A 15,758-nucleotide genomic window follows, 5' to 3' on the forward strand; every position below is an offset into this window, starting at 1 on the left:
TTATTGCCCCCCTGTTCGTGACAAGGACGAGATATGGCCAGCGTATGCCAAAATAAAAAGAGCCAGGTCCATAAAAAAATAAGGACCTGGCTCATAAAGACATAATTATGTAAAGCCGTTAACTTCCCTACGCTGGTACGAGCCAGATCAGGTCCAAAGGGTTAAGAAGTTCACACGCTTCTCTCTCAGCCTACGCATACGTTAGGCACCCCTAGTTTATCACTGATTTAATTTTCAATACTTTCCCATCATACACGATAATCTGAAAAATGCAAAGGTTAATTCTTTTATTGTTTACGGAATCATCCAAGTCAAATAATAAGCCTGCACATACGTCATAATCCCAACAATAATAACGAAGAATAGACTATGCTTCACCGTGAAACGGAACAGATCTGATTCTTTCCCAGCAAGACCAACTGCCGCACAAGCAATCGCAATCGATTGCGGAGAAATCATTTTACCTGTTACACCACCTGTTGTATTTGCTGCAACGAGAAGCACTTCAGATACGCCAACTTGCTGCGCTGTAATTGCTTGTAAATTCGAGAACAGTGCATTCGCTGACGTATCTGATCCTGTTAAGAATACGCCAATCCAGCCTAGGAATGGTGAGAAGAACGGGAATAATCCGCCAGTTCCTGCTAGCGCTAACGCTAATGTAGAAGATAAACCAGAATAGTTTGCGATAAATGCGAATCCTAATACGAATCCGATAGATAGAATTGGCATTTTCAGTTCGTTTAATGTTTCTTTAAATGTTGCTACTGCATCTTTTGCACTCATTTTCAAAATAAAGATAGAAATGATACACGCAATTAAAATCGCTGTTCCAGTCGCTGATAAAATATCTAATTTCAAGATTGCTTCATAAGGTGTTGGTTTATTTACAATAGGCTCTGCTTTCATTACTAAATTGTGCAAGCCTGGAATTTCAAACTTAAATACAAGACTTTCTAAAGCGCCGCCTGGAGCGAATAATGCTTTAAAGAAATTTTGGCTCCAAATGACTACCATCACAGTTAAAATAATGAACGGAGACCATGCTTTTACTACTTTTCCTACTGTTAGTTTCGGCATAGATGTCACCGTCGTTGCTGCTACTTCGCTATTCGCTTCTTTAGACTGATAAATTTCTTTCGGCTGCCAAACTTTTAAGAATAGCGATAAACTTACTAAACTTACAAGTGCTGACGTAATATCAGGAAGTTCTGGCCCTAAAAACGTCGCTGTAATAAACTGTGTAATTGCAAATGAACTACCCGCTACAAATAAAGCAGGCCACGTTTGTCTTACTCCTTTAAAACCGTCCATTAAAAATACGATAAAGAATGGAACAAATAAAGATAAGAATGGTAATTGATGCCCAGCCATTTGTCCGATTTTATGCGGATCAATGCCTGTTACTTGTCCAGCAACTGTAATCGGAATCCCCATTGCTCCGAACGCTACTGGTGCAGTATTTGCGATTAAACAAAGACCTGCTGCATATAAAGGATTTAATCCAAGACCTGCAAGAAGCGCTGCCGTGATCGCTACTGGTGCACCAAATCCTGCTGCCCCTTCTAAAAATGCTCCAAATGAAAATCCGATTAAAATAACGAGTAATCGATGGTCATTTGTAATTGATAATACAGATGCACGAATGACATCAAATTGACCTGTTTTCACAGAAATTTTATATAAAAATACCGACATAATGATAATCCAAGCAATTGGCCATAATCCGTATAAGAAACCATACCCGGTTGCTGCCATTGCCATTGTGAACGGCATTTTATACGCAAATAACGCCACCAAAATTGTTAATACAACTGTAATAAATCCTGCCACATACCCCTTCATGCGGAAAACTGCTAAAGCTAAGAAAAAAAAGATAATTGGAATAAGTGCGACCGCTGCGGAAATCCAAATGTTACCGAATGGGTCATAAACTTGTGTCCATGTGTTCATTGTTCTCTCCCCCTCAATAATCCCCTTTTAAATAAAACATAACCTTATCAATAGACTATCAGGTCATCATACCTTTCAGCCTAAAAATAAAAAACGTTTGAGAAAACGTTTTCACTAAGTTTCATTTCTACTTTAACATATCATTTTCCATTAAAAAAGATTTTTTTGAAAATTTTATTATCTCGCGTGAAAATCTTACAAAAACGTCACGTTCTTGTAAGGTTCATCGATAGGAAGCTAGACAAATTTCCTGCATAATAAAAGTATAACAACGGACATTATTTATGAGGTGATATATATGAACGGAAACAAAATACTAGCAGCTTTATCATACTTTAGTGTACTATTTGCGCCTATCTTATTCCCTATTATCGTTTGGATTGTAGGCGATTCTGAAACAAAGCCACATGCGAAACGAGCTCTATGGACACACATAATTCCAAGTATCGCTACATTTATCGGTTTAATGATTCTAGGAATTATGGGCGTTGGATCTGAACAACCTGATGTAACATTTGGAATCGGAGCAATGATTGTCTTATGTATTTGCGGAATCATTAGCTTATACTACTTCATTTGGAACATCGTAAAAGGTATTAAAGTACTGAAAGCTTAATTTTAAACAAACGTTTAATTCAAAAAGGACACTTGCAATTTGCAAGTGTCCTTTATCCCGCTATTTGCGGGCAGTAAGACTCCCACCTCGAAATTCAGCTGGAGCAAAGAAGTTAGGTGGGAGATCCACTGCCCGTAAACGCCCGATTGGTTAGGGCTGATAATCAGTGGGGGATGCCCCCCACTGATTAAAGTTTCACTTTATCTTCTGCGTTTCTTCTTTTTTCTCATCATTTTCTTTCGGCGCGTATTCACTTTATCCGCTATAATATGGAGTGTACTCGCCACAACAATTCCCATTACAAACGTTACAATTTCAACTTCATGTTCCTTCGCAATTTCTATTAAATTTCCGTCCAATACTATTACATTTAATAGGAATAAAAACGGAGAAAACACGATTAACATGTATGCAATACGAATAATATCACCAATTATAATCGTATGTGTGAAAAAGGAACGATGGGGCATTACGCTCCTATATGGATACCAAAAAATGCGGAGGAATCCCCATTTATTATACGCATTACTGTACGTATCTAAATCCGGTGTTAAAAATGAAGTACCTACTAAAAAGCCAATTGCAAAAGTTAATAAAAAATCAAAATTTGTTAATCCATACGAAAAGAGCATAAACAAAACAACTGGAAGAGATATTAAGTTTATTTTCGTATGCGTTCTTCCTGATGGCATAATGCACTTCCTCGCTTACGTTCGCCCTGTCATCCTATGACAGTTCTCACCTATTGATCTAATTTTTGATCGATAAATGATGTGTCTATATCCGAACTAAACCATTCTGCCAACTTCACTCGTGCCTTATCTTTCACATCTTCATTTACGTATATCGATGCTTGTAATAGTGCGGCCGTTAACGCACCCAAATCATCCGTATAACCAATTCCAGCAATGAAATCCGGGATTGCATCAATCGGTGCAATGAAATAAGCAAGTGCTCCAATTACAATAATTTTCACTCGTTTTGGAACATCAGGTCTTTGCAAAACGTAAAACAATAATAAACTCGCATAAATTACCGACTGCCCTGCCTGCTTTGCAACATGTTTTATTTTCTTCCAAAACGCTTCAGCTGAAAATTTTTGTTTCATTCAAAAGCCTCCCCATTCTTCAAAAGAAATAAGCTACAATATGTTATTGTTATCAGTAAAAGTTCATCAAAATTACACATAATCTATCAATGAAATTTTATTGTAACAAATAAACCAAAAAAGAACAAGTGTTCGTTAATTTTTTCGTATTTTCCTTCATATAATAGTTTTCTAGTCAGCCACCTAAAACTCTTTATTCCATATTTCTCAACAAAAAACTTTCAATTTTTGTTATATATTCTAGTTGACGAGCATATAAACCAATGTTAAAGTTTTCTCTGGTAGTGACAAACCACATACAAAAAATGTAAAATGTTATAGTGTTTCTCAGAAATGAATTTTGTTGTATAATACAGAAATGACGTTATGCTTATGAGCAACACAAGAAACCAAAAAGGGTATGCATAGTTAAAGTCGTATATGGGTGAATATAGAAACTCTAATTATGGCCAAGAAGACTATGTATTTTTTATTTTGACATTTTTCGCTCCAAAATCGACCAAGCCTGATAGAGAAAGGGTGGAAGTGAATGAAAGAAACCATGAAATCACAATTTCAAAATGTGCGTTTCACTTTATTCGTAGCTTTGGCCGTATGGCTAAAAACCTATATCATTACACGCACAAGCTTCGATTTAAAACTTGAATCTTTTATGCAAGAATTTATTTTATTCATTAGTCCATTAGCAGCATCATTACTGTTTGTGGGTCTTGCATTATTTGCAAAAGGGAAAAAACGTAACTATATAGCACTTGGAATTAATTTTGTCTTAACGTTCATTCTTGTTGGTAACGTAATGTTCTACGGATTCTACAATGACTTCGTTACTTTACCAGTACTAGGACAAACATCAAACTTCGGAAGTTTAGGTTCTAGTGTAAAAGAATTATTTAACTACAAAATTATTTTGGCATTTGCTGATATTATCGTATTCTTCATTCTATTGAAGAAGAAGAAAAATTTTGCACCGACAGAGCGTGTAGCGCGCCCGATGCGTTCCCTATACTTCGTGTCAACGGTTGCTATTTTCTTCGCAAACCTAGGACTTGCAGAAACTGAGCGTCCAGAACTATTAACTCGTTCATTCGACCGCGTTATGCTTGTTAAAAACTTAGGATTATATGTACACCAAGCATACGATCTTGGCTTACAAGCAAAATCAAGTTCACAAAAAGCATTTGCCGACGGTAGTAAATTGCAAGAAACAGAGAACTACGTGAAAGCAACACAAAGTAAACCAGATCCAAATATGTATGGTGTTGCTAAAGGGAAAAACGTAATTGTTGTCTCTCTTGAATCATTACAGACATTCTTAATTGGTGCGACAGTTAACGGACAAGAAGTTACACCATTCCTAAACCAATTTGCGAAAGAAAGTTATTACTTCGATAACTTCTTCCATCAAACTGGACAAGGTAAAACATCTGATGCTGAATTCTTAGTAGATACTTCGTTATATCCACTAGACCGTGGTGCTGTATTCTTCACACACGGTAACAATGAATACACAGCAACTCCAGAAATTTTACGTCAGCAAGGATACTACACTGCAGTATTCCACGCAAACAACGCAACATTCTGGAACCGTAACATTATGTATCCGGCACTTGGTTACGATCGTTACTACAACGAGCTTGACTACAAGATTACGCCAGAAACAAAATTAAACTGGGGATTAAAAGATATCGAATACTTCGATCAGTCTATCGATATGTTAAAACAAGTGAAGCAACCATTCTATACTCGCTTCCTTACTTTAACGAACCATTACCCATTCACTTATGATGATAGTACGAAATTAATCGACGAATACAATTCTGGTGATGGTGTATTTGACCGTTACATGGTAACAGCTCGCTACTTAGACGAAGCGATGAAACACTTTATTGAGCGTCTAAAAGCTGAAGGTATTTATGACAACTCTGTAATTGTATTCTACGGTGACCATTATGGTATTTCTGAAAACCATAACCGTGCAATGGCACAGTTCTTAGGAAAAGAAGAAATTACTACATTTGACCATATGAACTTACAAAAAACACCGATGTTTATTCACGTTCCAGGTCAAAAAGAAGGTAAAACAATTTCAAAACCAACTGGTGAAATTGACATTAAACCAACTATTCTAAACCTACTTGGTGTAGATTCTACGGATGACGTTCGATTCGGTCATGACGTATTCTCACCAGATAATAAAGGATTCGTTGTTCTTCGTGACGGTAGCTTCGTTACAGATAAGTACATGTACACAAACAGTACATTCTACGACCGTAACACTGGTGAAGTTGTACAATTACCGAAAGAAGAAGCTCAACCACTAATTGATCGTGCACAAAATGAATTGCACATGTCTGATAAACTCATTGAGGGCGACTTACTTCGTTTTTCTAAAAGTAATAAGATCAAAACTGGTGAAGTAAAAACAGCTATTAAAGAAGAAAAGAAGAGCGCTGAGTAATCTCAGCCTCTTTTTATATTTCTCTCTATAACTTCTTCTATACATTAACTTTAAAATTACATAACCTTCACCAAATATTTACACTACATTAATGAAGCATCTTTATAATAAAATACGTAAACAAGGTTCCACATATTTCTTATCTCTCATCTTTAACAAGATCCCTTAGAGAAATATGCGCATCATTTGTTTTCAACTTTCTTATTAGTGTCTTTCAAAGTGTTTTGTTTACATAAACTAAACCTTTAAAGACGATGTCCCTATGCAAGATAGCTACCCTCCTTGTGCAGCATTCCATCGAATGTTGCTTTTTTTATTTCAAAAAGCAGGATTCTTATTTCTCATTTTCGAATTTGTATATACAAAATGCTATAAATCATCGCTAGTTCTCTAATATTTACAGGTACGTATACGTCATATATAGAGAATCACTTGCATAACAGTAACTATAGTGATTTTTTTATTTGTGTACTCATGAAAGGATGGGACGGAAATTGGCATACGAAAGATTTGTACTATGGAATGATGCAGTTATTGATACAACGAAACAAAAAGCGTACATAGAGCTGGAAGAAAGAGGCTTACAATTTGGAGATGGTGTCTATGAAGTTATTCGCCTCTATAACGGAAACTTTCACTTATTAGATCCACATTTAACAAGATTATATCGCTCCATGGACGAAATAGAATTATCACTTCCTTTCTCAAAAGCAGAACTCATTATATTACTCTACAAACTAATTGAAAGTAATAATTTCCACGAAGATGGAACGATTTATTTACAAGTATCTCGTGGTGTACAAGCTCGTGCACATGCATTCTCATATGACACATCCCCGACAATCTATGCTTATATATCCAAAAAGGAAAGGCCTGCTTTATGGATTGAATATGGTGTACGCGCCATATCAGAACCTGATACTCGTTGGCTTCGCTGCGATATTAAATCGCTAAATTTATTACCAAATGTATTAGCTTATACGAAAGCTGAACGCAAAGGATGTAAAGAGGCACTTCTCGTACGAAATGGTAATGTTACTGAAGGTAGCCAATCTAACTTCTTTCTCATAAAAAACGGAACGCTCTATACGCATCCAGCTAACCATCTTATTTTAAACGGAATTATTCGTCAGTACGTCCTTTCTTTAGCTAACACCCTTCAAATTCCTGTGCAAGAAGAGCTTTTCAGCACTCGCGATGTTTATAACGCAGATGAATGCTTTTTTACAGGAACGACTATTGAGATTTTACCGATGACCCACCTTGATGGAACTGCGATTCAAGATGGACAAGTTGGTCCTATCACCAAATTACTACAAAAGTCATTTTCTCAAAGCCTTTTAAAATCCAACATTCCATCTTCTTAAATACGAATAATCTCCTCTCTTTCTACAACAAATATATGTATTTAAATAGAAATCAAGGTGTGAATTTATGCCTTGATTTTTTCTTGTAATCTTTTTGTCATATTCAGATTCCCGTATAAGTCTTGACAGTAATCGACATGCCTTTTAGAATTTTTAATAGTTGGTAAATATTTCTTCACTACACTACATTACAGACAGAAAGGAATCGACAAATTATGAAAAAATACCTTGCCGGTCTTGCGGCAGTGTCTGTAGCAGGAGGAGCAGCACCTACACTTGATAGCGTTCAAGCTGCCCCAGAACAAAATACACAAAAAGCTGCTACACAAGCTGTCCAAGCTTCCGCATCAAACAGTTCATCGTATACGGTGAATGCTGACGTATTACATGTTCGTGCAGGATCAAGTACTTCTCACGACATCATCACTCGCGTTTATAATGGTCAATCATTAAACGTAATTGGAGAAGAGAATGGTTGGTTCAAAATTAACCATAATGGTCAAACAGGCTATGTTAGTGGCGAATTTGTGTCAAAAAACGGAGCAACAAATAACAATGTAAGCACAGGTGGAAACAATAAAGTTACTGCTGATGTATTACGTGTACGTACAGGTCCTAACACTTCTAGTTCTGTTTCAGGACGTGTATATGAAGGACAAACTTTAAACGTTATCGGTCAAGAAAATGGTTGGGTAAAAATCAAGCATAACGGACAAGTAGGTTACGTAAGTAGCCAATTTGTATCAGGTGCTTCTTCAAATACGGGTTCTACAAACAGTAATAACAATGAAGCAACTGTTCAACCAGCAAGCGGAAACTATACAGTAAATGTATCTTCCCTTCGTGTTCGTACAGGTCCTAGCACTTCTCACCCAACTGTAGGTTCTGTTAAACAAGGACAAGTAGTACAAGTTGTAGGCGAAGTTCAAGATTGGTTCAAAATCAACTACGCAGGACAAACAGCTTACTTAAGCAAAGACTACGTAACAAAAGGCGGTTCTAACGAAAACGTCACTCAAGGTAACAACCAAGGGCAAAATAATAATGTAACTGTTCAAACTGGCGGTACTTACGTTGTTAACGCAACATCCCTACGTGTTCGTACAGGCCCTGCTACTTACCATAGCGTAATTGGTGGCGTATTAAATGGTACGACATTAAACGTAATTGGATCTGAAGGTAGCTGGTTTAAAGTTAACTATCAGGGAAAAACAGGCTACGTTAGTAGCGAATTCATGAAATTCGTTAAAGGTGGCACTGCTACTCCTGAACAACCGAAACAACCTGAACAAGGTGCAATTGGTGACTACTACATTAATGCTTCTGCACTAAATGTACGTAGCGGCGAAGGTACAAATTATAGAATCATAGGCGCACTTCCACAAGGACAGAAGGTTCAAGTAATCTCTGAAAACTATGGATGGAGCAAAATTAACTACAACGGTCAAACTGGTTACATCGGAACACGTTTCCTATCTAAAACACCAGTTGGGGGCGCAGTAGATAATAAACCTAACAATAACCAAAATAACAATCAAAACAATAACAACAATAATAATACAAGCAATAATAGCGGTGACAGCTCTTCTCTACTTGCATACGCGAAATCTATGCAAGGCGTACCATACGTTTGGGGCGGTACTTCTGCTAACGGTGTTGACTGCAGTGGTTACATCTACCACGTATATAAGAAATTCGGCCATAACATTAGCCGCCAAAGTGTTGCAGGATATTGGAGTAGCTTACCACAAACTTCAAGTCCACAGCCAGGTGACTTAATTTATTTCAAAGACACTTATAAAGCAGGTCCTTCTCACATGGGTATCTACCTTGGGGGCGGGTCATTTATCCAAGCTGGAGATAAAGGTGTAGCAATCGTTTCATTAAGCAACTCTTATTGGAAAAGCCATTTCTTAGGGTATACGAAAGCACCTTAAGTTATAGCTTCAGAGCCTTCTAGTTTACTAGAAGGCTCTTTTTTAAAGGTTTCAATATATAAATCCCTCTTATTCTATTTCTCACGAAAAAATTATGCGTTCATTCTTCTCTTTCGTACACTATATTCTACAAAAATTGTCCATAGCGTTATCATAATGAATATATTTCCACAAAAAACATAACCTATTTCATGTCTATTCATTTTATATGTGTTTTTTCGAAGAATTTTCTTTCTATTTAAACTTTTCAATAGACGTTTGACCTCTGATGTCCATTATGATAAGTTACTTAAGATGTTATATTTGCAGAAGTATAGACAACTGTTTTATACACTTTTTTTACTATGAGGAAGGAGCATACACTGCATGAATATTTTATGGGGAATTGGCGGCGTGATTGGAGTATTAGCAATCGCTTTCTTACTATCTTCCAACCGCAAAGCTATTAATTGGCGCACAGTTTTAATCGCGCTAGCATTACAAATGACATTTTCATTTATTGTATTACGATGGGATGCCGGGAAAGCAGGCTTAAAACACGCTGCTGACGGTGTTCAAGGATTAATCAATTTTTCTTACGAGGGAATTAAGTTCGTTGCTGGGGATTTAGTCAACGCAAAAGGACCTTGGGGATTTATCTTCGTTATTCAAGCACTACTTCCAATCGTATTTATTAGTTCATTAGTAGCAATCTTATATTACTTAGGTATTATGCAGAAATTTGTTAGTATCATTGGTGGTGCATTAAGTAAACTTCTTGGAACTTCTAAAGCTGAAAGCTTAAATGCAGTAACAACTGTATTCTTAGGTCAAACAGAAGCACCAATCTTAATTAAACCTTACTTAGCACGTTTAACTAACAGTGAGTTCTTCACTATTATGGTAAGTGGTATGACAGCTGTTGCCGGATCAGTTCTTGTCGGTTATGCAGCGATGGGCATTCCATTAGAGCATTTATTAGCAGCAGCAATTATGGCAGCTCCTTCAAGTTTATTAATTGCAAAACTAATTATGCCAGAAACAGAAAAAGTAGATAATAATGTTCAACTTTCAACAGAGCGTGAAGACGCAAACGTTATCGACGCAGCTGCACGCGGTGCATCTGAAGGTATACAACTTGTTATTAACGTAGCTGCAATGCTAATGGCTTTCATCGCACTAATTGCTCTATTAAATGGTCTATTAGGATGGGTTGGCTCTTGGTTCGATATTAAACTTAGCCTTGATTTAATCTTCGGTTACTTACTATCACCATTTGCAATCTTAATCGGTGTTTCACCAAACGAAGCTATACAAGCAGCAAGTTTCATCGGTCAAAAACTTGCAATCAACGAATTCGTTGCATATGCAAACTTAGGACCACACATGGCAGAGCTCTCTGCAAAAACAAATATGATTTTAACATTTGCAATCTGTGGTTTCGCAAACTTCTCTTCTATCGCAATTCAATTAGGTGTAACAGGAACTTTAGCTCCTAGCCGCCGTAAACAAATTGCACAATTAGGGATTAAAGCAGTTATCGCTGGTACACTAGCGAACTTCTTAAACGCAGCAGTTGCAGGTATGATGTTCCTATAATTTTATGCAAAGCCTCCTCTTTTAAAGAGGAGGCTTTTTTATATACTATAAATATAATTTTTATATATATTAAACACTTTATGTCTAGATGTATAGACATTATGTTACAATAATTAGTAGGCCTGTTTATTTTTTCTTGTAAAAGAGAGATACTATTTGATGTTTCTTGCTCCAAAAAGAATTCCAACTACATAGTCCATTTCTTAATAATTGTGCATACTACAAATATCCTGCACGAATCATCTTTAAGGAGGGAAGTTTCGTGAAAAATAAATCCTATAAAATCCTTTCTATGTGGATTTTACAAATTTTATTTTATTTTACTACCGTACATGTGACGAACTATGAGCACGCGCTCATTTTTACAATTATATATGTCATCATAAATATACTGTTCCTATTTTTAGCTGATAAAACAGCATTTATTTTCTTTATACTAGGAACCATTATTTCAGTATTCTATTTATTTTATGAAGCATGGCTTCACTTATGGAGTACATCAGATCAATGGAAATATATTACTACCCATTTCCTGATGGCAGCTAACTTCTTCATTGTTTATATCTCAACCCATCTATTAAAAAAGGTTATTCTTGAAAATAGAAAGTTAACTGAACGAGTGAGAGTGTTGGAGCAATTCATTGGAGAATCAAAATTATTAACAAGACAAGAATTCGAAAGACGAAAAGCATTATTAACAACTGCAATGAATCGTCGTAATGAAACAGGCATTATCATTTTCTTTGATTTTACTTCCTTTAGTAAATACACGAAAGAAAGTGTCATGGATCGTGTAGCTTCATTATTAGTTGATACGGTAAGAGCTGACTTTGATCTTGCTGCTGAATATAACAGTAATACATTGGTCATTTTATTACAAAATACAAATGAAGCTGGTGCTGATATTGTAATGAACCGTCTACAACCAAAAATGGAACAATGGCTTGCAGTTGAAGCAATTAAAGACATTAAAATAAAGCGTGAGCAAATCAATGCAAAAGGACCGACTGCATTATGATGACACTCATTATGCTTCTCCTATTTATTTTGTTTTGTGTACTTGTCTTCTGGATCAGCATTACATTCTCAATTAAATATGTATTGATCTTTACAGCTTTTCTGTTCTCTGCCTTACTCGTTTACTACTCTCTCTTAACACTCGCGGGCTTAATTCATCGAAATAGTAAACGAAAAGATCGTACGCTAGAACATTATCCAAGTGTAGATATTTTAATACCGGCCCATAATGAGGGCGTCGTTATTAAAGATACATTAGAAGCGATGGCAAAGATTGAATACCCAGGCAAACTAACCGTTTATTTATTAAATGATAACTCTCAAGATGAGACACCAGAAATTGGCGACGATTTCGACAAAGCTTATGCTCATATTCGTCACATTCGTGTACCACCTGGCGAACCGAAAGGAAAATCACGTGTATTAAACTATGGCCTTAGCATTTCGGATGGTGAATATTTCTGTGTTTACGATGCAGATAATCAACCTGAACCGCATGCTTTACGAATGCTCGTAGAACACGCTGAAACAGTGGAAGATGCAGTTGGAGCAGTTGGACACGTTCGTACAGTAAATGAGAAAAGAAACTGGCTTACACGAATGATTTCACTAGAGTTTCAAATCTTTCAGCTCCTTATGCAATCTGGACGCTGGTTACTATTCCAAACAGGCTCGCTGACAGGAACCAATATGCTTCTTCGTCGTTCTGCATTAGAAGAGCTTGGTGGCTATGATCCTTATGCAATTGCCGAAGACGCTGAGTTAACATTACGAATTACACAAAAAGGTTACCTCTTACCAATCGTTCCAGAATCGATTACATGGGAACAAGAACCTGAGCATTTAAAAATTCTTATTAAACAACGTACACGTTGGCTACAAGGAAATTTATACATTTTAGAAAAAATGTTTTCCTCGTTAAGCTTCTTTAAAGGAAAGCTTCTCGTCCATTCTTTACAACAGGTTTTAGTGTATGTCGTATTTTGGCTATTCTTAATCATTTCAAATGTTTGGTTTGTAATTGGACTGCTCGGGATATTCCAGATTCAATATAGCATTCCGTTACTATTTATGTGGTATGTCGCATATATTACATATGTCTCGCAATTATTTAGTGCACAGAGCGTCGAGCGCACCTTTACACCGACCAACATTTTCATTAGCGTCATTATGTACTTTACGTACGCACAGCTCTTTACATATTTGTTTATTCGTAGTCTCATTCTTTACTTACGTGCAAAGAGCAAGAAACAAGTAATTGGCTGGGATAAAACAGTACGATTTAAAAAGGAAAAATAAAGTAAAACTTTAATCAGCCCGCAAATAGCGGGATAAAAAATAAGCACAGAGCGCCGTATGCTCTGTGCTTATTTTTTACCGTAATACTATATATCAGACAATACCCCTTAGCTGAAAGTTATTTCACGTCCATCCCCCAACGAACGATCGACCTTCATTTATATACGAAAAAGTGATTGCTATTTTTGTAAAACCAATTGCTTCTCTTGATGCTCTTTACGAGTCTCAGTCTTTGGTTCCGTGCTTTCCTGGACATTTCGATGTGCCACACGTTTCAAGCAAATATGCTTCCACTTTCTTTCGTAACGTTTCATTATTCTAGATGTCCCCCTTGAATGCGCTTAAAAACTATTTGAAATCGCTTACAGGAAATAATATAGCACATATACATAAAAGTGACAACACATTTCCGACAATTTTTTGTCAAAAATGTGAATATAATTTACATAATATCAGATATTGTCGAAACATATCGATTTTCCTTTTTAATAGTATGGATATACATACTTTTTCCTAATCTCTTGATTGGTAACAAGGGTACATAAAAAAAAGGAGCTGATAGAAAATCAGCCCCTTTTCTTCTATTATTAATGTTGCTTCATACGTCCTTCTTTTTGCAACTCTTTAAACAACGCCGCAATCATAAAGAAAATAACAAATACAAATGGGAATGCCGCAATAATCGACGCAGTTTGCAACGCCTCTAATCCACCAACATACAATAAGATCGAAGCTATCACCGCTAAGACAATACCCCAAACCATTTTAATGCGATTTGGTGGGTTTAAACTACCATGTGTCGTTAACATCCCTAGAACAAACGTAGCAGAGTCTGCTGATGTAATAAAGAATGTTGAAATAAGTAAAATACCTAACACACATAAAGCCGGCCCCATACTGCCCATCTGGTCTAACATAGCGAACAATCCTACTTCTGTTCCCATTTCTTTAATTTGTCCATATATATTCGCTCCGTCGAACAATTCCATGTGAATACCTGTTCCTCCGAACACAGAGAACCAAAGCGCACCGATTATTGTGGGTACGAGTAACACGCCGATAACAAACTCACGAATTGTACGTCCACGTGACACACGAGCAATAAACGTCCCTACGAATGGTGACCATGCAATCCACCATGCCCAGTAGAAAATTGTCCATGACTGAATCCATTGATTTCCGCCTTCATTTAATGGACTTAAACGGAAACTCATACTTGGCAATTCTTGAATGTACGAACCAATTGTTGAAGTAAAGTAATTCATAATAAAGTTTGTTGGACCTGCAAATAATACAATTATCATAAGTGCAAACGCTAAAATAATATTCGTATTACTTAAATATTTAATCCCTTTATCGAGTCCCGTTTGTGCAGATAACATATAAAGAACTGTTACAATTCCGATGATCACTAACTGTGTTGTTAACGAATTTGGAATGGATGTTAAATAACTAACACCACCCGCAATTTGCTTTGCCCCGAGTCCTAATGATGTCGCCACACCGAATACTGTCGCAAATACAGCTAAAACGTCAAACATATGGGCAATACGGCCATGTTCACCGCCCTTAAATAGTGGACCAACTGTCGCACTAATTGTACTTGCCTTTCCTTTTCTAAATGTAAAATACGCAATACATAATGCTACAAGTGCATATAATCCCCACGGATGTAATCCCCAATGGAAAAATGAGAAACGAAGTGCAAGACGTGCACTCTCTTCAGTTGCACCCTCTCCAAACGGAGGTGTGTATAAATGATTCAACGGTTCTGCAACGCCCCAGAAAACCAAACCGATTCCCATGCCGGCACTAAATAACATAGCAAACCATGTCATATAACTATAATCAGGTTCATCATCATCTTTACCTAAACGAATTGAACCGTACTTAGAAACAATTAAAAAGATAGCAATTCCTAAGAAAATAGAAACAGAAATAATATAGAACCATCCAAACTTACTAACTAATGCAGCCTGAATTGCAGTCGTTACATTTCCTAAACTACCTTTTCCAATAATAGATTCGGGAATAATCCCCCAAATTGTAAATGCAATACATAGTGTTAATGAGACAATAAATGTTTTCGTCAGTTTCCTCATCAAATCCCCCTTCGTATGTTTCATTTCTTGTAAATAACATAAATTCCGATAAGTTAAATCGGATAGAAAACTATAGTTTTTGCGGTGATTTTCTTTCGGCTCTCTCAGTTTTGCCTGCACCAATTAGAATTCTTATGGACAGCCTTACCTTCCGTACAACCTTTTCACTCTGCAAGAGCTACAAGATAGGAATACTGCTGTCAAATTGCGTGAGAAAAATGCGGATGGGAAGAGATTCCCCCAAAAAAGGATGTGTTACAGTTGTAAAAAAGGGCAGATTTATTCCTTAAAGCCCTTTCTTCTTGTAACAATTATGCGGTTTT

The 15,758-nt window shown here is 36.6% G+C and carries 12 protein-coding genes and 1 riboswitch; of the genes, 7 read left to right on the forward strand and 5 right to left on the reverse strand.

The genetic code is table 11. The features are described from left to right. Positions 1-107: 107 nt before the first annotated feature. Positions 108-223: riboswitch (TPP riboswitch) on the reverse strand. 71 nt (positions 224-294) lie between these two features. Next, on the reverse strand, positions 295-1,953 hold the full coding sequence (lldP, locus tag BAU28_RS04920; protein WP_071717895.1) for an L-lactate permease: 1,659 nt from the start codon (positions 1,951-1,953) through the stop codon (positions 295-297). 298 nt (positions 1,954-2,251) lie between these two features. Here lldP and BAU28_RS04925 point away from each other — a divergent pair, with 298 nt between their 5' ends. Beyond that, complete coding sequence (locus tag BAU28_RS04925; RefSeq protein WP_071717896.1) at positions 2,252-2,569, forward strand: magnetosome magnetite crystal formation protein family; 318 nt, start codon at positions 2,252-2,254, stop codon at positions 2,567-2,569. Positions 2,570-2,769: 200 nt separating this feature from the next. Here BAU28_RS04925 and BAU28_RS04930 read toward each other — a convergent pair whose 3' ends face one another. Together BAU28_RS04930 and BAU28_RS04935 are read right to left on the reverse strand one after the other, a co-directional pair. Then, positions 2,770-3,261, reverse strand: a complete 492-nt coding sequence (locus tag BAU28_RS04930) for a metal-binding protein (protein WP_071717897.1) — start codon at positions 3,259-3,261, stop codon at positions 2,770-2,772. A 50-nt stretch (positions 3,262-3,311) separates the two neighbouring features. Then, positions 3,312-3,677 (reverse strand): YkvA family protein, encoded by a 366-nt coding sequence (locus BAU28_RS04935; protein ID WP_002174247.1) that lies wholly within the window; start codon positions 3,675-3,677, stop codon positions 3,312-3,314. A 529-nt stretch (positions 3,678-4,206) separates the two neighbouring features. On the opposite strand from BAU28_RS04935, the gene BAU28_RS04940 reads away from it, so the two are divergent. The 6 genes from BAU28_RS04940 to BAU28_RS04965 all read left to right on the forward strand — a co-directional run bounded on the left by BAU28_RS04940 (position 4,207) and on the right by BAU28_RS04965 (position 13,333). Further along, the gene (locus BAU28_RS04940) at positions 4,207-6,135 is read left to right on the forward strand and encodes an LTA synthase family protein (protein ID WP_071717898.1); all 1,929 of its coding nucleotides are present in this window, start codon (positions 4,207-4,209) and stop codon (positions 6,133-6,135) included. A gap of 482 nt (positions 6,136-6,617) precedes the next feature. After that, positions 6,618-7,502, forward strand: coding sequence for a D-amino-acid transaminase (locus BAU28_RS04945; RefSeq protein ID WP_083594538.1), 885 nt, complete (start codon positions 6,618-6,620; stop codon positions 7,500-7,502). Positions 7,503-7,717: 215 nt separating this feature from the next. Next, complete coding sequence (locus BAU28_RS04950) at positions 7,718-9,439, forward strand: C40 family peptidase (protein ID WP_071717900.1); 1,722 nt, start codon at positions 7,718-7,720, stop codon at positions 9,437-9,439. 366 nt (positions 9,440-9,805) lie between these two features. After that, entirely contained in the window at positions 9,806-11,017 is a 1,212-nt protein-coding gene (locus BAU28_RS04955) for a NupC/NupG family nucleoside CNT transporter (protein WP_071717901.1), read from the forward strand. A 262-nt stretch (positions 11,018-11,279) separates the two neighbouring features. Continuing rightward, complete coding sequence (locus tag BAU28_RS04960) at positions 11,280-12,035, forward strand: nucleotidyl cyclase domain-containing protein (RefSeq protein WP_071717902.1); 756 nt, start codon at positions 11,280-11,282, stop codon at positions 12,033-12,035. Next, on the forward strand, positions 12,032-13,333 hold the full coding sequence (locus BAU28_RS04965; protein WP_002174253.1) for a glycosyltransferase family 2 protein: 1,302 nt from the start codon (positions 12,032-12,034) through the stop codon (positions 13,331-13,333). Before BAU28_RS04960 ends, BAU28_RS04965 begins: the two co-directional genes overlap by 4 nt. A gap of 179 nt (positions 13,334-13,512) precedes the next feature. On the opposite strand, the gene BAU28_RS31280 is transcribed toward BAU28_RS04965, so the two are convergent. Together BAU28_RS31280 and opuD are read right to left on the reverse strand one after the other, a co-directional pair. After that, positions 13,513-13,647 carry a hypothetical protein gene (locus BAU28_RS31280; RefSeq protein WP_002123916.1) on the reverse strand — a complete coding sequence of 45 codons (135 nt, stop codon included), beginning with the start codon at positions 13,645-13,647 and terminating at the stop codon, positions 13,513-13,515. Between the two features lie 273 nt (positions 13,648-13,920). Then, a complete protein-coding gene (gene opuD, locus BAU28_RS04975) occupies positions 13,921-15,435 on the reverse strand; it encodes a glycine betaine transporter OpuD (RefSeq protein ID WP_071717903.1) in 1,515 nt (504 codons plus the stop codon). Between the last annotated feature and the right edge of the window lie 323 nt (positions 15,436-15,758).

This window comes from Bacillus paramycoides, from assembly GCF_001884235.1.
Classification (GTDB): Bacteria; Bacillota; Bacilli; order Bacillales; family Bacillaceae_G; genus Bacillus_A; species Bacillus_A paramycoides.

What these genes read in the sequence shown, in the direction of transcription:
- lldP (WP_071717895.1), bottom strand. Translation starts at nt 1,953, where the DNA reads ATGAACACATGGACACAAGTTTATGACCCATTCGGTAACATTTGGATT.
- BAU28_RS04925 (WP_071717896.1), top strand. Translation starts at nt 2,252, where the DNA reads ATGAACGGAAACAAAATACTAGCAGCTTTATCATACTTTAGTGTACTA.
- BAU28_RS04930 (WP_071717897.1), bottom strand. Translation starts at nt 3,261, where the DNA reads ATGCCATCAGGAAGAACGCATACGAAAATAAACTTAATATCTCTTCCA.
- BAU28_RS04935 (WP_002174247.1), bottom strand. Translation starts at nt 3,677, where the DNA reads ATGAAACAAAAATTTTCAGCTGAAGCGTTTTGGAAGAAAATAAAACAT.
- BAU28_RS04940 (WP_071717898.1), top strand. Translation starts at nt 4,207, where the DNA reads ATGAAAGAAACCATGAAATCACAATTTCAAAATGTGCGTTTCACTTTA.
- BAU28_RS04945 (WP_083594538.1), top strand. Translation starts at nt 6,618, where the DNA reads ATGGGACGGAAATTGGCATACGAAAGATTTGTACTATGGAATGATGCA.
- BAU28_RS04950 (WP_071717900.1), top strand. Translation starts at nt 7,718, where the DNA reads ATGAAAAAATACCTTGCCGGTCTTGCGGCAGTGTCTGTAGCAGGAGGA.
- BAU28_RS04955 (WP_071717901.1), top strand. Translation starts at nt 9,806, where the DNA reads ATGAATATTTTATGGGGAATTGGCGGCGTGATTGGAGTATTAGCAATC.
- BAU28_RS04965 (WP_002174253.1), top strand. Translation starts at nt 12,032, where the DNA reads ATGATGACACTCATTATGCTTCTCCTATTTATTTTGTTTTGTGTACTT.
- BAU28_RS31280 (WP_002123916.1), bottom strand. Translation starts at nt 13,647, where the DNA reads ATGAAACGTTACGAAAGAAAGTGGAAGCATATTTGCTTGAAACGTGTG.
- opuD (WP_071717903.1), bottom strand. Translation starts at nt 15,435, where the DNA reads ATGAGGAAACTGACGAAAACATTTATTGTCTCATTAACACTATGTATT.